Annotated in this window: 9 protein-coding genes; 5 read left to right on the forward strand and 4 right to left on the reverse strand. The window is 68.9% G+C overall.

Annotated elements, in window-relative coordinates:
- Nucleotides 1-9: 9 nt before the first annotated feature.
- A complete protein-coding gene (gene gudD, locus AC0IZS_RS20810; RefSeq protein ID WP_471637355.1) occupies nucleotides 10-1,365 on the forward strand; it encodes a glucarate dehydratase in 1,356 nt (451 codons plus the stop codon).
- A 3-nt stretch (nucleotides 1,366-1,368) separates the two neighbouring features.
- Here the strand turns inward: gudD and AC0IZS_RS20815 are convergent, their stop codons facing one another.
- Nucleotides 1,369-2,163, reverse strand: coding sequence for a phosphodiesterase (locus AC0IZS_RS20815; protein ID WP_471637356.1), 795 nt, complete (start codon nucleotides 2,161-2,163; stop codon nucleotides 1,369-1,371).
- Nucleotides 2,164-2,419: 256 nt separating this feature from the next.
- On the opposite strand from AC0IZS_RS20815, the gene AC0IZS_RS20820 reads away from it, so the two are divergent.
- From AC0IZS_RS20820 to AC0IZS_RS20835, 4 genes are all read left to right on the forward strand, one after another.
- Entirely contained in the window at nucleotides 2,420-3,592 is a 1,173-nt protein-coding gene (locus AC0IZS_RS20820) for an HD-GYP domain-containing protein (RefSeq protein ID WP_471637357.1), read from the forward strand.
- A gap of 90 nt (nucleotides 3,593-3,682) precedes the next feature.
- Nucleotides 3,683-8,869 carry a PAS domain S-box protein gene (locus tag AC0IZS_RS20825; protein ID WP_471637358.1) on the forward strand — a complete coding sequence of 1,729 codons (5,187 nt, stop codon included), beginning with the start codon at nucleotides 3,683-3,685 and terminating at the stop codon, nucleotides 8,867-8,869.
- A gap of 21 nt (nucleotides 8,870-8,890) precedes the next feature.
- On the forward strand, nucleotides 8,891-10,423 hold the full coding sequence (locus AC0IZS_RS20830; protein WP_471637359.1) for a GAF domain-containing protein: 1,533 nt from the start codon (nucleotides 8,891-8,893) through the stop codon (nucleotides 10,421-10,423).
- Nucleotides 10,420-12,027 (forward strand): ATP-binding response regulator, encoded by a 1,608-nt coding sequence (locus tag AC0IZS_RS20835; RefSeq protein ID WP_471637360.1) that lies wholly within the window; start codon nucleotides 10,420-10,422, stop codon nucleotides 12,025-12,027. The genes AC0IZS_RS20830 and AC0IZS_RS20835 overlap by 4 nt, the downstream gene beginning before the upstream one ends.
- A gap of 15 nt (nucleotides 12,028-12,042) precedes the next feature.
- Here the strand turns inward: AC0IZS_RS20835 and AC0IZS_RS20840 are convergent, their stop codons facing one another.
- The 3 genes from AC0IZS_RS20840 to AC0IZS_RS20850 are packed head-to-tail and all read right to left on the reverse strand — an operon-like array spanning nucleotide 12,043 to nucleotide 16,504.
- A complete protein-coding gene (locus tag AC0IZS_RS20840; protein WP_471637361.1) occupies nucleotides 12,043-14,154 on the reverse strand; it encodes a TonB-dependent receptor in 2,112 nt (703 codons plus the stop codon).
- Nucleotides 14,155-14,207: 53 nt separating this feature from the next.
- The gene (locus AC0IZS_RS20845; RefSeq protein WP_471637362.1) at nucleotides 14,208-15,428 is read right to left on the reverse strand and encodes a HupE/UreJ family protein; all 1,221 of its coding nucleotides are present in this window, start codon (nucleotides 15,426-15,428) and stop codon (nucleotides 14,208-14,210) included.
- Nucleotides 15,428-16,504: a hypothetical protein gene (locus AC0IZS_RS20850; RefSeq protein WP_471637363.1), complete on the reverse strand. Its 1,077-nt coding sequence runs from the start codon at nucleotides 16,502-16,504 to the stop codon at nucleotides 15,428-15,430. The genes AC0IZS_RS20845 and AC0IZS_RS20850 overlap by 1 nt, the downstream gene beginning before the upstream one ends.
- Nucleotides 16,505-16,580: the final 76 nt, after the last annotated feature.

The raw sequence follows: 16,580 nt of genomic DNA on the forward strand, positions 1-16,580 counted from the left end.
CAGACCACCATGACCACCTCTTCCATCCCTTCTGCCGCCACCAGCACCCCCGTCGTCACCGAACTGCGCGTGGTGCCGGTTGCCGGCCATGACAGCATGCTCATGAACCTGAGCGGCGCGCACGGCCCCTTCTTCACGCGCAATCTGATCATCCTGCGCGACAGCGCGGGCAACACCGGGGTGGGCGAGGTGCCCGGCGGCGAGAAGATCCGCCAGACCATCGAGGACGCGCGGCCGCTGATCGTGGGCCGGCCCATCGGCCACCACAACGCCGTGCTCAACGCCATGCGCGCCCAGTTCGCCGACCGCGATGCGGGCGGGCGCGGCCTGCAGACCTTCGATCTGCGCATCACCATCCACGCCGTGACGGCGGTGGAGTCGGCCTTCCTCGACCTGCTGGGCCAGCACCTGGACGTGCCCGTGGCCGCGCTGCTGGGCGACGGCGTGCAGCGCGATGCGGTGCAGATGCTGGGCTACCTGTTCTACGTGGGCGACCGCGCCAAGACCGACCTGGCCTACCGCACCGAGCCCGGTGCCGACAACGACTGGTTTCGCCTGCGCAACGAGAAGGCCATGACCGCCGATGGCATCGTGCGCCTGGCCGAGGCCGCTTACGAGCGCTATGGCTTTGCCGACTTCAAGCTCAAGGGCGGCGTGCTGCGCGGCGAGGAAGAAGTCGAGGCCATCCGCGCGCTGCACGAGCGCTTTCCCGAAGCGCGTGTCACGCTCGATCCCAACGGCGGCTGGCTGCTGAAAGACGCCATCCGCATCACGCGCGACCTGCACGGCGTGATGGCCTATGCCGAAGACCCCTGCGGCGCCGAGGGCGTGTTCTCGGGCCGCGAGGTGATGGCCGAGTTCCGCCGCGCCACGGGCCTGCCTACCGCCACCAACATGGTCGCGACCGACTGGCGCGAAATGGCCCACAGCCTGGCCCTGCAGTCGGTGGACATCCCGCTGGCCGACCCGCACTTCTGGACCATGGCCGGATCGGTGCGCGTGGCGCAGATGTGCCAGGCCTTCGGCCTGACCTGGGGCTCGCATTCGAACAACCACTTCGACGTCTCGCTGGCCATGTTCACCCACGTGGGCGCCGCCGCCCCAGGCCGCGTCACCGCGATCGACACGCACTGGATCTGGCAGGACGGCGAGCGCCTGACCAAGGAGCCGTTCCAGATCAAGGACGGATTCATAGCGCTGCCCCAAAAGCCCGGCCTGGGCGTGGAGCTGGACATGGACGAAGTGGAGCGTGCCCACCGCCTGTACCTGGAGCACGGCCTGGGCGCCCGCGACGACGCGATCGCCATGCAGTACCTGATCCCGGGGTGGAAGTTCAACAACAAGGCGCCGTGCATGGTGCGTTGAGCATCAGGCAAACGGATACGGCCCCTGGAACCGCCCGATGTGGCTGAGGTGGGTGACCATGCCATGCACCGGGTCCCACAGGTGCAGCAGGCAGCCCGCTAGGCCGACGACCGAGGCAGGTGCCGCATCCGGGCGCAGCTGCAGGCAGATCTCGGTGGTGGTGCTGGGCGCGGTGCACACCACCGTGCCGGCCCAGCGCCGCAGCATGCTGCGGTGCACGTGGCCGCACAGCACGCGCTCCACTTGCGGGTGGGCGCGCACCACGGCTTCGAGTCCTTCGGCCTCGGTGCAGCGGTAGTCGTCCATGTACGGAATGCCGCTCATGAAGGGCGGGTGGTGCAGCATCAGCAAGGTGGGCTTGTCGCGTGCTTCTGACAGGGTGGCGTCGAGCCATGCCAGTGCCGCCGCGTCCACCCGGCCATGGTGCAGCCCGGGGATGCACGAGTCCACCGCGATGATGCGCACAGGGTAGTCGTCCACGCAGAAATGCAGCGCGCCTGCGCGGGGCAGGTACGCCTGGTCGTGGAAGGCCGCTCGGAATGCCTCTCGCTCGTCGTGGTTGCCGGCCATCGCCAGCCAGGGGATGGTGGTGGCGGCCAGCAGGCGCCGCACTTCCTGGTACTCCGCAGGCCGGCCGTGGTCCACCAGGTCGCCGGTCAGCACGATCAGGTCGGGCCGGCGGTCCAGCGTGGTGAGGTGCGCCAGGGCCTGGGCAAAACTGCGGTTGGAGTCCACCACGCCCTGGTAGAGCACGCCGGCTTCGCGCACATGGGGGTCTGAAAGCTGGGCGATGAGCATGGGGGAGTTCGTTGGGTAGTGCGGGTGCGCTGGAACGGCTGGCGCTGTGCCCATGTGCCGTGTGTCCGTATTGCGGAGTATGGGGAACGGGCGCGCGCTGCTGAATACGGCCTAAGGCGTACGCAACATGGCGACACCGTCGGTGTGCACGGTGGTGCAACGCATACCGCGCGGATGGACAAGAGATGCTTGTCAAACCGGCACGGGTAAGAGATAGTGGTGTCAGTGAAGTGCCTATAAATAAAGGGAGCGGGTGATGCCAGAAACATCGGAAGACGCATTGCGTCCATTGATACTTGCCGTCGATGACTCTTCCGATAATCTGTGGGTACTGTCCGGCCTGCTCAAGGATCTGTACCGCGTGAAGCTGGCAGGCTCGGGCGAAAAGGCCTTGCAGATCGCGCGCAGCACGCCCCCACCCGACCTGATCCTGCTGGACGTGATGATGCCCGGCATGTCGGGCCACGAGGTGTGCCGCCAGCTCAAGGCGGAGCCCGCCACGCGGCACATCCCCATCATCTTCCTGACCGCCATGACGGGGACGGAGGACGAGAAGATTGGGCTGGCGCTGGGCGCGGCCGATTTCATCACCAAGCCCATCAATCCGCCCATCGTGCTGGCGCGCGTGGCCACGCAGTTGCAGGCCAAGGCGGGCGCCGACTTCCTGCGCGACCAGAACCAGTTCTTGCAGACCGAGGTGCAAAAACGCACGCGCGAACTGGCTGCCATCCAGGACGTGACCATCCTGGCCATGGCTTCCCTGGCCGAAACCCGCGACAACGAAACCGGCAACCACATCCGCCGCACGCAGCACTACGTGCGGGCGCTGGCCACGGCGCTGAAAGACCACCCGCGCTTCAGTGCGGCGCTGAGCGAGCATGTGATCGACATGCTGTACAAGTCGGCGCCCCTGCACGACATCGGCAAGGTCGGCATTCCGGACCGGATCCTGCTCAAGCCCGGGCGCTTCGAGCCGCACGAATTCGAGGTGATGAAGACCCACACCACCCTGGGCCGGGACGCCATTCAGCACGCCGAGGACCAGTTGGGCATGCCGGTGGAGTTTTTGCAGTACGCCAAGGAGATCGCCTACGGCCACCAGGAGAAGTGGGACGGCAGCGGCTACCCGCAGGGCCTGGCGGGCGAGGCGATTCCGCTGTCGGCGCGCATCATGGCCGTGGCCGACGTCTACGACGCGCTGATCAGCCGCCGTGTCTACAAGGAAGGCATGCCGCACGCAAAGGCGGTGGACATCATGCGCGAGGGCCGGGGTTCGCATTTCGACCCGGACATCCTGGACGCCTTCCTCGGCATGCTCGACGAGTTCCAGCGCATCGCGCAGAAGTTTGCCGACAGCGATGCGGACATGGCCGAGAAGGCCCGGCACCTGGAGCTGGCGACGACGCCGGCCGGCCCGCCTGCCCCTTGAGCATGGCCTGGTCCATGCGCCATCCATGACAGCCGCCGGCGGCCGGTCGGCAGGCCGGGCTGCGTCCCGGTGCAGAGAGGAATGCGTTTCATGAATGCGCTTGTGCAGCACTACCACCGGTCTTCAATCACCGCGAAGCTGGCGTTTGCCTTCTTCGTCGTCCTTGTCATGGCCGCCGTGCTCAGCGTGCAGGGCATGCAGACGGTGGGCCGCGTCAATGACGACATCCAGGCCATGTATGAAAAGGACCTGCAGGGCATCTCCAACGCCCGCGCGATCCAGTTCCACTATGCCAGCATGGGGCGGCACATGCGCAACTTCCTGCTCACCACCGAGGCCGCCGACAGGGCGCAGGCCCTGGAGAAGCTGGACCAGTCGCACCAGGACATCGTGCGCGAGCTCGGCCAATTGCGCGGGCGCATCATCCGCGAAGACAACACGCGCAACCTGCTGACCTTCGAGCAGAACTATGCGGTGTACCGCAAGAACGTCGAGCAGTTGCTGGACCTGGCCAGGCAAGGGCAACTGGAAGAGGCGCGAAGGCAGGCTGCGAGCCGCGAGTTCGGGGTGGTGGGCGACACCGTGGCGCAGGCGATGGAAGCTGTGGCGGCCACCAAGGAGGACGGAGCCCGCTCCACACTCAGGTCGGTGCAGGAGCTGGCACAGCAGACCCGGATGCATGGCGGCCTGCTGCTGGCCGCGGGGGCGCTGTTCAGCGTGCTTTTTGCGTGGCTGATCGCCCGGTCCATCCGTGTGCCGGCCTTCGAGCTGCGCACGGCGGTGGAGCGCATTGCCGGAGGGGACCTGCAGCAGGAGGTGCCCCATACCTCGTACCTCAACGATCTGGGCGCCCTGGCGCGCGCCGTGGCCGTGCTGCAGCAGGGGGCGCGCGAGCTGGAGATGCAGCGCTGGGTGAAGACCCACACCGCCTCCGTCTCGGTCGAGCTGCAATCGACCCGCTCCTTCGTGGAACTGGCGCAGCGCTTTTTTGCCCTGTCCGCACCCTTGCTGAACGTGGGGCACGGGGTGCTCTACATCTACGAGAAGAACCAGCGCCGCCTGCGCCTCCTGACCGGCTTTGCCCACCGCGAGCGCAAGTCGCTGGAGCAGTACATCCAATTGGGCCAGGGCCTGGTGGGACAGTGCGCGCTGGAGCGCAGCGCCATCACGCTCAGGGAGCCGCCTGCCGACTACGTGCGCATCGGCTCCGCGCTTGGGGATGCCGCACCCAAGTGCATCTGCGTGCTGCCCATCCAGCGCGGCGAGGAGCTGCTGGGGGTGCTGGAGATTGCCAGCTTCGAGGACCTGACGCCTGCGCGCCAGGCCCTGCTGGACGCGCTGATGCCCGCGCTGGCCGCCAACCTGGAGATCCTGGAGCGCAACGTGGCCACGCACCGGCTGCTGGAGGAAACCCAGGCCCAGGCGAAGACCCTGGAGCAGCAGGCCCAGGAACTGGCCGCGCAAAAGGATTCCATCGCCGCCACCGAGGCCTGGTACCACGGCATCATCGAATCCGCCCCCGATGGCCTGATGGTCACCGACGAGCACGGCACGGTGATCATGGTCAACCCGCGCATGCTCGACCTGTTCGGCTATGCCGAGCACGAGCTGGTGGGTCAGCCCATGGAAATCCTGGTGCCACACGCCATTCGCGGCCGGCACCCGGGCCTGCGCCAGGGCTTCCTGGCGGTCGGGCTGCCGCGCAACATGGGGGGCACCAATTCCAGCCTGAAAGGCGTGCGCAAGGATGGCAGCGAGTTCCCGGTGGAGGTCGGCCTGTCGCGCCTGCCGGCCATTGGCGGGCATGGTGTCTGCGTATGCGCCTCGGTGCGCGACGTGACCGATCGCAACCGGGTGGAGCAGGAAGTGCGTAACAGCCAGCGCCAGATCCGCACCCTGGTGGACGGCATCGGCTCCATCATCACCCTCAAGGACCGCGAAGGCCGCTACCAGCTGCTGAACGCCACCTACGCGAAGTACGTGGGTGTCAGTGAGCAGGAGGTCCTGGGAAAGAGCGCGCACGACCTGTGGCCCCAAGAGATGGCGGACAAGATCGTCGCGGTGGAGAATCGGGTGCTGAACGGGGGCGAGGCCATCACCTACGAGGAGATCATTCCCACGGCCGATGGTTCGGAGCAGCGCTCGTTCATGACCACCAAGACACCGCTGATCAACGAGGCCGGGGAGATCTATGGCATCTGCGGCATCGCCACCGACATCACCGAGCACAAGAAGTCCCAGGAGGCCATGCGCCTGGCCAATGCCGAGCAGACCGCCATGTTCGAGGCCACCACGCTGGGCATCGCCTTCATCAGGGACCGCGTGGTCGTGCGCGGCAACAGCCAGCTCGACGCCCTGTTTGGCACCGCACAGCTGGGCCAGTCGCCCCGTGCCTGGTATGCGTCCGACGAAGCCTTCAACCAGGGACTCAGCGAAATCTACGAGCAGCTGTCGCGCGGCGAAAAGCACCACCGCGAGGAGGAACTGGTGCGGGCCGATGGCACGCGCTTCTGGTGCCAGCTCAGCGGCGCGGCCATCGACCCGGGCGACCTGGGCAAGGGCACGGTGTGGATGCTGCTGGACGTGACCGGGCGCAAGGAGGCCGAGCAGGAAGTGCAGCGCAGCCGGCAGTTCATGGAAGCCGTGCTCGAAAACATCAACTCCGCCATCTACGTCAAGGATGTGCAGGGCGCCTACACCTACGTGAACTCCGACTGGGAGCGTGCGACCGGCCTCGCGCGGGCGCAGGTGCTGGGGCACTCGGCCATCGACGTACACCCTTCGGGGCGCGGCCAGGCCTACCATGCGCTGGACCTGCAGGCGCTGGAGGCAGGGCAACTGCTGGTCACCGAGGAAGTGGCGGGCCAGGAGGGCGAAGAGCGCCACTTCCAGGTCACCAAGGTGCCGATGCGCCAGGGCGACGAGATCTCGGGCCTGTGCAGCATTGCCTTCGACGTGACGGACCGCAAGAAGTCGGAAGAGGACATCCGGCGGGCCAAGGAGATGGCGGAGGACGCAACCCGGGCCAAGAGCGAGTTCCTGGCCAACATGAGCCACGAGATCCGCACGCCGATGAACGCCATCATCGGCATGTCGCACCTGGCCCTGCAGACGGCGCTGGACAACAAGCAGCGCAACTACATCGAGAAGGTCAACCGGGCGGCCGAGAGCCTGCTGGGCATCATCAACGACATCCTCGATTTCTCGAAGATCGAAGCCGGCAAGATGTCCATGGAGCAGGTCGACTTCCGCCTGGAGGATGTGCTGGACCACGTGGCCAACCTGATCGGCATGAAGGCCGAGGACAAGGGGCTGGAGCTGCTGTTCAGCACCGCGGACGACGTGCCCACCGCGCTGGTCGGCGATCCGCTGCGCCTGGGCCAGATCCTGGCCAACCTGGGCAGCAATGCCGTGAAGTTTGCGGAGCAGGGGGAGATCGTGCTGGGGATCGAGCTGGCCGGCCAGCAGGGCGAGCCAGGTGGTGACGTCGAGCTGCACTTCTGGGTCAAGGACTCGGGCATTGGCATGACGCCCGAGCAGTGCGCCCGGCTGTTCCAGTCGTTCAGCCAGGCCGACAGCTCCACTACCCGCCGCTATGGGGGCACGGGCCTGGGCCTGGCGATCTCCAAGACCCTGGTGGAGTTGATGAAGGGGCGCATCTGGGTGGAGAGCACGGAGGGGCAGGGCTCGACCTTCCACTTCCACGTGCAGTTCGGCCTGCAGGCGCAGCCCATGCCCCGGCGCATGTTCGATGCCAATGAACTGCTGGGCCTGCGCGTCCTGGTGGTGGATGACAACGCCGCGGCCCGGGAGATCCTGTCGACCATGGCGCGCCGTTTTGGCCTGGAGGTGGACATGGCCCGCGATGGCGAGGAAGGGCTGCGCATGGTGGAGGGCGCCGACAGCCGCTCGCTGGCCTACGACCTGGTGCTGATGGACTGGAAGATGCCGCGCATGGACGGCGCCGAGACCGTGCGCCGGATGCAGGCGCTCAAGGGGGGTGCCGCCCCGGCGGTGATCATGGTGACCGCCTTCGGCCGCGAAGAGGCCATGAACGCGGTGCACAGCCGTGGCGCCCGGGTGAACGCGGTGCTCACCAAGCCGGTCACGGCCTCGACCCTGCTGGAGGCCGTGGGCGAGGCACTGGGCCGCGGCCGCGTGGTGTCCGACCGGGTGGCGACCCGTGCCCAGGGCCAGACCGAGCACCTGCAGCAGCTCAAGGGCGCGCGTGTGCTGCTGGTCGAAGACAATGCACTGAACCAGGAGCTGGCCATGGAGCTGCTGCGTCAGGCGGGCATGGAGGTGGTGCTGGCCAACAACGGCCAGGAGGCGTTGGACCTGCTCGCTGCGGACCCCAAGTTCGACGGTGTGCTCATGGACTGCCAGATGCCCGTGATGGACGGCTACACGGCCACCCGCCACCTGCGCTCGCTGCCGCAGTTTGCCGGCCTGCCCATCATCGCCATGACGGCCAACGCCATGGCCGGTGACCGGGAGAAGGTGATCGAGGCCGGCATGGTGGACCACATCCCCAAGCCCCTGCGCGTGGAGGAGATGTTTGCCTGCATGGCGCGCTGGATCAAGCCGGCTGTGCCGGCCGCTGCGGCTTCTGCCATTGCGGTGCATGGCCAGGGCGTCAAGGCGGCTGACCCGGACCTGCCGCAGTTGCCCGGAGTGGACCAGGCCGTAGGCCTGCGCACCGTCCAGAACGACCGGCGGCTCTACCGGCGCCTGCTGGGCATGTTCCTCGAAGAGTACACGGGCTTCGAGCAGGCCGTTGCCGACGCCGTGCAGCAAGGCGACTGGCCGCTGGCCACGCGGCTGGCCCACACCCTCAAGGGCGCGGCAGGCACCATCGGTGCCCGGCAACTCGCATCGGCCGCAGGGGCGCTGGAGGCAGAAGGCGCCCACGAGGCCCGTGCGCCGCAGGCCCTGGGGCTGCTGGCCGAGCTGGGTGTACTGCTGCGCCCGCTGATCGAGGCGCTGCAGGGCGCTGCCCTGGACACCGGCGCAGGCACCGCGCGGGCCGTGCCGGCACCGGCCGCCGCCGTGGCACGCTCCGCCGAGGCCGAGGCCCTGCTGGCGCGCCTGCGCAAGCTGCTGGGGGACAGCGACGCGGATGCGGGCGACGTGTTGGAGGCCCTGGTGGCACGGCTGGCTGCGGATGGCGACCCGCTTGCCCAGTCTTTGTCCGTGGTGAACCGTGCCATCGAGCGCATCGATTTCGATCGTGCTCTGGAGGCGCTGGGGGCCTTGGCCCCTGCGCACCCCGGCTGAGGCGGGGCAGTGGAAGCGCGCATGCGATCCCTTGCCTGCCTTCTGGCCTTCACACTGGCAGCGGGCAGCGCCTTGGGCCGCACGCTGCAGGAGATCGAGCGCAGCGGCGAGCTGCGCATTTGCGTGGCAGGCTCCAGCGCCGACAACTACCGGGTGGACGGCGAAGATTTTGCCCGCTACCTGGGCGTTGAGGCCCGCACGGTGACGCTTGCGCGGTGGGACCAGCAGTTTCACAACGCACAGGGAGTGACCGTGCAGGGCGAACGCTACGAAGCCGCACTGCTGGCCACCGGCCAGTGCGACCTGTACCCCAACGACCTGCACATCACCGACTGGCGCAAGACCAAGATGACCCTGGTGCCGTACTTCGCCACGCGCAATGTCGTCGTGGCACGGCCCGAGATGCGCTCCGTTCTGCGCAGCGAGGCCGATCTTGCCGGGCGCAAGGCATCGGTCCAGGCCGGGACGGCCTATGAAGGGTGGCTGCAGGGATTCAACGCGGGCCTGGGGGAAAGCGCGCCCGTTGTCATCGAGACGGCTCCCACCGATCAGTCCATGCGGGCGGTGGCGCAGCGCCGGGCGGACTTCACCGTGATCGCGGCCGAATCGGCCTTCCACTGGGTGCGCAACGACCTCGACAACCTGGACGTGCTGTTTGCGGTGGGCGAGGCCACTGCGGCGGGTTGGGGCATTGCCTTCGCCGCCACCGACCTGGAGCGGGCGCTGCAGCGCTATTTCGATGACAGCCGGCGCGTAGGGTCGAACCTGGATGTCTCGTGGCGCCGCAGGTACGGCGTGTCGCTGATGGAGTACCAGCTCTTCTCCGCCCCTTTCGACAACAGCGGGAAGTGGCACCGGGTCTGGCTGGCCTGGGGCATCCCCGGCGGCGCTGCCCTGGCCGGGGTGCTGCTGGCCATGCTGTTCTGGGCCACGCGGCTGCGGCGCGAAGCGGGCAGGCACCAGGTGACGCTCCAGGCCCTGCAGCAAAGCCACGACCAGGTGACCCGCGAGGCCAACCGACGGCATGCCGTGTCGGACCTGCTGCTGGCGCTGCAGCAGGTGGACACGCTGCCGGCCTTTGCGCGCATCGTGCTGCGGGAACTGGCGCGGCAACTGCCCATGGGCCAGGCGCTGATGGTGCTGGTGGACGAAGACCGCTGCGTGCGGGCGCTGGCCCACTATGCGGGATCGGGGGCGACGGCGCAGCAGACCCTGTCGGAATGGCCGACGACGGCCGGCATGGTCGAGCGCTGCGCCGCTACGGGCGAGCCCGTGCTCATCGACGCGCCGGGGGCGGACTACCTGCGCATCCAGTCGGGCCTGGGGCACTGCGCTCCCGCCGCAATCTACCTGCTGCCCATCAAGCACGCAGGGCGCGTCTCGGCCATCATCGAGCTGGCCCTGACCGCGCCGTTCAGCCAGGAGCACCGCCTGTTGCTGATGGACATGGAGCCCATCGTGGCCGTGGGCATCCAGCGTTTCGCGGGTGAAGAAACCGCAGGGGCTGCTGGCGCCGGCCCCGCCCGAACCATCCAGGAGGTGCAGGCACCATGAGCATTTTTCCGACTTCCAGCGCTTCCCCCATCGGCCAGGGCGCGCGCTGCCTGGTGGTGGACGATTTCGAGGCCATGCGCAAGGTCACCATCAACCAGCTGCGGCAGTTGGGGGTGGAGCGCATCGAGTCGGCGCGCAACGGGGCCGAGGCCCTGCGCCTGCTCAAGGGCCAGCATTTCGACGTGGTGCTGTCGGACTGGAACATGCCCGTGATGACCGGCGTGGAGCTGCTGCAGGCCATGCGCGCGGACGAAAAGCTGTTTGCGGTCCCCTTCGTGCTGATCACCGCCGAGGCGGAGCGCAAGCGCGTGGAGGAGGCCATCGCGCTCGGGGTCACCTCCATGCTGCTCAAGCCCTACTCGCCCAAGCAGCTGGCGCAGCGCCTGGAGAAGGCCTTGCAGTGGAAGCCGCGCGGCCCTGGCAACTTCACGGGGGAGGAACTGCCCGCGCAGGCCTTGCCGACACAGGGCAGTGCCGCCGCGCCTTCGGCCGAGCCGCAGGAGGCACCCCGCCCGACGATACTGATCGTGGACGACACCCCCGACAACCTGCTGCTGCTGTCCCAGCTGTTCAAGGGCGAGTACCGGGTGCGGCTGGCGCAGACGGGCGCCAAGGCGATGGAGGTGCTGACCTCCAACGACCCGCCCGACCTGGTGCTGCTGGACATCATGATGCCCGGCATGGATGGCTTCGAGGTGGCCCGGCTGATGCGCGAGCACCCCACGTCCGAGACCATTCCCATCATTTTCGTCACCGCCATGGCCTCGGCCGACGCGCGCCTGCGGGGGCTGGACCTGGGGGCCGTGGACTTCATCACCAAGCCCATCGATCCCGAAACGCTCAAGCCGCGCGTGCGCAATTTCATGCGCTACGTGCAGTTGCGCAAGGACCTGCAGGCCGAGTTCGATGGCATGGTCGAGACCGCCCAGCTGCGCGAGGATGTCGAGCGCATCACCCGGCACGACATCAAGGCGCCGCTGGCCGGGGCGCTGGGCCTGGTGCAGGCGCTGATCGAGGACGACTCGGTCGGGCGCCGCCAGGTCGAGCAACTGCGCCTGATGGAAGAGAGCGTGATGCAGGTGCTCAACATGATCAACCTGTCGTCCGAGCTGTACAAGATTGAATCCGGCCGCTTCGTGCTGCATGCGCAGCCCGTGCGCATCGGCGAGCTGCTGCGCCGCATTGCCGAGATGAACCGCGTGACCTTTGCGGAGAAGGGGCTGTCCATCGCGGTGGACACGGACGTGGCGGTGGGGGCGGAGCCGCCCCTGGCGCTGGCCGATGCCACGCTGTGCTACTCGGTCTTCCAGAACCTGCTGAAGAACGCCTGCGAAGCCGCGCCGGCCGACTCCCGCGTCTCCGTGCAGCTGCAGGACCAGGACCCCCTGCGCATCGCCATCAGCAACACCGGCGCGGTGCCGGCGGCCATCCGCAGCCGCTTCTTCGACAAGTTCGTGACCTCGGGCAAGGCCGATGGCACGGGCCTGGGCACCTACTCCGCGCGGCTGCTGGTGCAGGCCCAGAACGGCAGCATCGAACTCGACGTGTCGGACGAGACCAACACGACGCGGATCACCGTGGTGCTGCCGCGGGCTGCCGATTGAGCGTGCGCTGCACGGTCAGAACGCCCAGCGCGCACTGAGCCGCGCGCTGCGCGGCTCCATGGGGTGTACATGGCGGCCCTCGATGCCACCGCCCCCGCAGTCTCCGCGGGCGCTTTCGCCCGCCGTGCACGATGCGTAGAGGTACTCGATGTCGTTGCCCTTCTTGCCGGCCAGGTTGAACACGTCCAGGCCCAGCGTGAGCTGCTTGCTTGCCGCATAGCGCACGCCGGCATTGAGTACAGTGTTGGCACGCGAGCGCACGGAGTTGAGTGTGTCCAGCGCGCGCGGGCCCAGGTAGCGCAGGCGCAGCGAGGCGGTCAGCGGGCCCTGGGTGTAGACCGCGCCCAGGGCCAGCACGCGCTCCACCGCGTTGTCCACGAAGTTGCCTTCGCCCTCGGGTGCCTGCCCGCGAAAGCGCGCGCGCGACACGGCGGCATCGGCTTCCAGGCGCCAGCGGGCGTGGGGTTTCCAGCGCACGGTGGTCTCGATGCCGCGCCGGTAGCTGGCGCGGCCCGGCTCGGTGCTGCCGGCGTCGCCCACATACACCAGCTCGGAATCGAGCTTGAGCTGCCACAGCGCCGTGGTGATGCTCAGGTCGTCGCCAGGCTGGTAGCGCCAGCCGATCTCGCCGCCCAGGCCCTTGACCAGTGCGGGCACGCGGTCTGCGGGCAGGCCGCTTTGCGGGTCGGTCTGGATGGAGGCGCCGCGCACGTCGTTGCTGTGCGAGCCCACGCCCGTGTTCAGGTACAGCTCATGCACGGGGGTGATGGCCCAGGCCAGCCCGGCCTTGGGGCTCACCAGCGCATCGTGGCCACTGCCGCTGTTGGCTGCGCCGTAGACGGCCTCGCGGCCTTGCACGTCGTAACGCAGCAGGTCGCCGCGCAAGCCCGCGTAGCCGCGCAGGCGCTCGGTGAAGCTCACGAACTGCTGCGCATGCACCGACAGCATGTCCTGCGACACCTGGTCGTTGCGCACGGTGGACAGGCGCTGGCGGGCCGCCGTGTTGTACAGGCCCACCTCGGCGATGCGGTCGCCGCGCCACTGTGCGCCCACGCTGAGCACACCGTCCAGCCCGGCGATCCGGTTGGGCAGGCTGTGCGAGGCCTGGGCGCCGAACACGCGGCGCCGGTCCGACTGCTCGAACTGGTCACCGTTGACCGGATCGCGCAGGAAGTAGGTGAAGTCGGAGAACAGGTCGAACCGGTAGTCGATGGCATAGGCGCTGATCTGGGTCTGGCCCTCGGGGCCCTTGTCGAACCATTTGCCTGACAGGCTCAAACGCCGGGTGCTGCCGCCGTCGCTGGGGTTGAGCGAGCCAAAGCGCGGCAACTCGCCGCTGTCGATCAGGCGCTCGGGGATCTGGTCGGTGGAATTCCAGCGGTTGCGGTAGGCCATGCCCGTCACGCTGAAACCCCGGCTGGGCGAGCCCTGCGCATAGCGCACCACGGCGTTGATCTTGCGCAGGCGCTCGGGCACGTCCCAGGGGCCGTCGTTGCCTTCGAGCTCGATGGCGCCCAGCCAGGTCTGGTCGTCCCGGGTGCGCGAGCCGGCCGCCAGCAGGCGGCGCAGCTGATGGGGGCCCAGGGTCACCTCGGCGAATGGTGCATCGAGTGCGCTCACGTAGTCGAGCGAGGCGCTGCCCGCTGCAGAGAAGTCTCCGCTGTCGGCGAAGTAAGGGCCCTTGCGGTAGCGCACGCCCGAGACCAGGTCGGGGATCAGAAAGTTCAGATCGGCAAAGCCCTGGCCGTGGCCGTGCGTCGGCATGTTGACCGGCATGCCGTCCACCGTGACCGAGAAGTCGGTGCCATGGTCCAGGTTGAAGCCGCGCAGAAAGTACTGGTTGGCCTTGCCATCCCCCGAGTGCTGAGTGGCCACGACCCCTGGCACGGCTTCGACGATGTCGCCGGGGCGCAGCTTGGGGCGCGCCTGGAACGACTCGCGCTCCACCGCACCCTCGCTGGCGCTGTCGGCCAGGCCGATGGTCACGTCCCTGGGGCCGCGCACATCGACCTCGGGCAGGTGCGTGGCCTGCTGTGCCCAGGCCGCGGTGGTGGCCATGCCTGCCACCAGAATGCCGAGCGCCAGGGGGCGCGGCGCCGCGGTGCGAGAGAGCTTTTTCTTCTTCATGTCTGCCTTTTTCATTGTCCAGAAGTCTTGCCGCGCAGGCTCCCGGCCCACCCTCAGCCAGAGAACGCTAGGCGCTGCACCGTCCAGTACAGCGACAGCACGATCAGTGCCACCGAGCCGCCCTTGACCACCACGGTGCGGTAGCCCGCCCAGCGGGCCAGCAGCAGGGAGACGGCGCACCACACGGCAACCACCATGAGCTGGCCGGCCTCCACCCCCAGGTTGAACCCCGCCAGCGCCCAGACCAGCAGGCCGCCCGAAACGCCGGCCTCGACCAGCGCGCCCGAGAAACCCAGCCCATGCACCAGGCCAAAGCACAGCGCCAGCAGGTCGCTGCGCAGTCCCTTCACCGGGAACAGGTTGAGCAGCGCCGAGACGCCGATGCTGATGGCAATCGCCGGCTCGACCCAGTTGCCCGAGACGGTGACCCAGCCCAGGCCCGCCAGCACCAGCGTGACCGAATGGCCCACGGTGAAGCTGGTCACGGTGAGCAGCAGTGCCTTGACGCCGCCCCACGGCCCAGCCGCCGGCAGGGCCTGCGCTGCGCCCTGGCGGCGCAGCAGCGTGATCGGCAGCAGCAGGGCCAGCAGAAAGGCCAGATGGTCGTAGCCTTCGAGGATGTGGTGCACACCCTCCGAGACGAAGTGCGCCAGCGTGGCCGGGCCGCTGCGGGCCGTTGCCGCCTCGGGTGCGGCGGTGCTGCCGCCCACCGCACGCAGGTCGGTGCGCGAGCGACCGTCGGGCGCCAGCACGGCGGCCAGCGGCTGGCCGCCCAGTTGCCCGCTGACCAGCAGGCGGTGCGTGGGGTCGATGCCCTGCATCAGGCGGTAGTCCAGCGCCAGCGCTTGCGTGGCTGCGCAGTCGAGTGCCGCCGCCATGCGGATATAGCGCCCGTCCGTGCGCTGCTCCAGCGCCTCGAAGCGCCAGGCCGGGGCCAGCACGGCATCGCCGCACTGCCAGCGGATGCCTTGGCCCACCCAGGCGGCCACCGCAGGCGTGGCCTGCTGGATCTCGCCCCAGGTGAGCTGGCGGTCGCCGTCGGCATCGAGCAGGTCCAGCGCGGCATCCACGTCCTTGAGCGCCAGCGAAAGCTGCAGCGCCACGGCGTCGGCGCGGGCGGGGTCGGCCTCACCGGCGGCGGCCACGCGCAGGTAGGCGTCGCTGGCCTTGTGCGCCCAGGCGCTGGGCGCTGCGGCGCAGGCGGCGGCCAGGGCCCCGGCCATCGCCAGCCACCGCAGCGCACTGGCCGTTCGTTGAAAAAGCGACGGCTGCATCACTTGTCTCCCCGTGCTTGCCAGCGCGCCAGGCGTGCGTCCTGCAGGCCCGAGCGCTGAAAGCTCTGCACCACCGCGCGGTGGGCGGCGGCGTCACCGGACTGCTCGGACGTCTGCAGCGCAAGCCACCAGTCCAGCGGCTCTTTCTGCAAGGCCAGGTTGGCCTGTGCGGCCTGCCAGGCCTCCCGGGGCTGGCCCTGCAGCCACAGCGCCAGCAGCGAGCGCTCGCGGGCATGGGCATCGAGGGCCTCGCCGCGCGCCGCAAGGGCTGCGAACCGGGCCTGCAGTTCGGTGGCCAGGGCCTGCGACTGCACGGTCTTGCCCATGAGCCGCAGGGCCTGGGCGCGGCGCAGCAGCACGGCGTCGCTTGCGGGCTGGGCCTTGAGCACATCCACGGCGGCGGCCGGGCGGCCCAGGCGCAGCAGCAGGTCGGCATGGGCCAGGGCGGTGTAGCCGTCGGGCGCCGCAGCCAGGCTGCTGCGGTAGGCAGCATCGGCCGCGTCGTCGCGCCCGGCGCGTTCCTCGCTCTCGGCCAGCAGCGACAGCAGCCAGGCCCGGCCTGTCGGGTCTGCCGCCTGCCCGATGAGGGCGGTCAAGCCGCTGCGTGCCGCGTCGCTCTGGCCCTGCAGCGAGCGGCTTTCGAGCAGGCAGGCCGTGGCGTGCAGCGCCGCCCCATGGCGCGCCACGTTGCGGCAGGCGGTTTCGGATTCGGCGTAGCGGGCGGCCACCCGCTCCAGCGTGGCCAGGGTCAGCCAGCCCTGCACTTGCGCAGGGTCGGCCTGCAGGGCGCGCTTCAGGGTGGCGCGCGCAGCGTCGAACTCATGGCGGCCTTGCTCCACCGTGGCCTGCAGCACCGCCAGTTCGGCAGGCGCATCGGGCTTTCCCCACCACAGGGCCAGCACGGCCTGGGCGCGGCCCAGGTAGCGGGGGTCGGCGGTCTCGCGCGCCAGCGTGATCCAGCGGCGCGCGGCGGCTGCGGCGGCCTGCGGCGTGGCGGGGGCAAGGCTGACCCGCTCGGGCAGCACCTCGATCACCTCGGTGTCGGAAGCGGGGCGCAGCTCCTGCACGGCGGCCATTGCCGTTCCCAGGCCACAGGCAAGGCAGATTCCCCAAAGCAGGCGGGCAGGGTGGTTCATAGGGGGCGGGAGGTGA

This window comes from Acidovorax sp. AC410 (genome assembly GCF_979253235.1).

What these genes read in the sequence shown, in the direction of transcription:
- gudD (WP_471637355.1), top strand. Translation starts at nt 10, where the DNA reads ATGACCACCTCTTCCATCCCTTCTGCCGCCACCAGCACCCCCGTCGTC.
- AC0IZS_RS20815 (WP_471637356.1), bottom strand. Translation starts at nt 2,163, where the DNA reads ATGCTCATCGCCCAGCTTTCAGACCCCCATGTGCGCGAAGCCGGCGTG.
- AC0IZS_RS20820 (WP_471637357.1), top strand. Translation starts at nt 2,420, where the DNA reads ATGCCAGAAACATCGGAAGACGCATTGCGTCCATTGATACTTGCCGTC.
- AC0IZS_RS20825 (WP_471637358.1), top strand. Translation starts at nt 3,683, where the DNA reads ATGAATGCGCTTGTGCAGCACTACCACCGGTCTTCAATCACCGCGAAG.
- AC0IZS_RS20830 (WP_471637359.1), top strand. Translation starts at nt 8,891, where the DNA reads ATGCGATCCCTTGCCTGCCTTCTGGCCTTCACACTGGCAGCGGGCAGC.
- AC0IZS_RS20835 (WP_471637360.1), top strand. Translation starts at nt 10,420, where the DNA reads ATGAGCATTTTTCCGACTTCCAGCGCTTCCCCCATCGGCCAGGGCGCG.
- AC0IZS_RS20840 (WP_471637361.1), bottom strand. Translation starts at nt 14,154, where the DNA reads ATGAAGAAGAAAAAGCTCTCTCGCACCGCGGCGCCGCGCCCCCTGGCG.
- AC0IZS_RS20845 (WP_471637362.1), bottom strand. Translation starts at nt 15,428, where the DNA reads ATGCAGCCGTCGCTTTTTCAACGAACGGCCAGTGCGCTGCGGTGGCTG.
- AC0IZS_RS20850 (WP_471637363.1), bottom strand. Translation starts at nt 16,504, where the DNA reads ATGGCCGCCGTGCAGGAGCTGCGCCCCGCTTCCGACACCGAGGTGATC.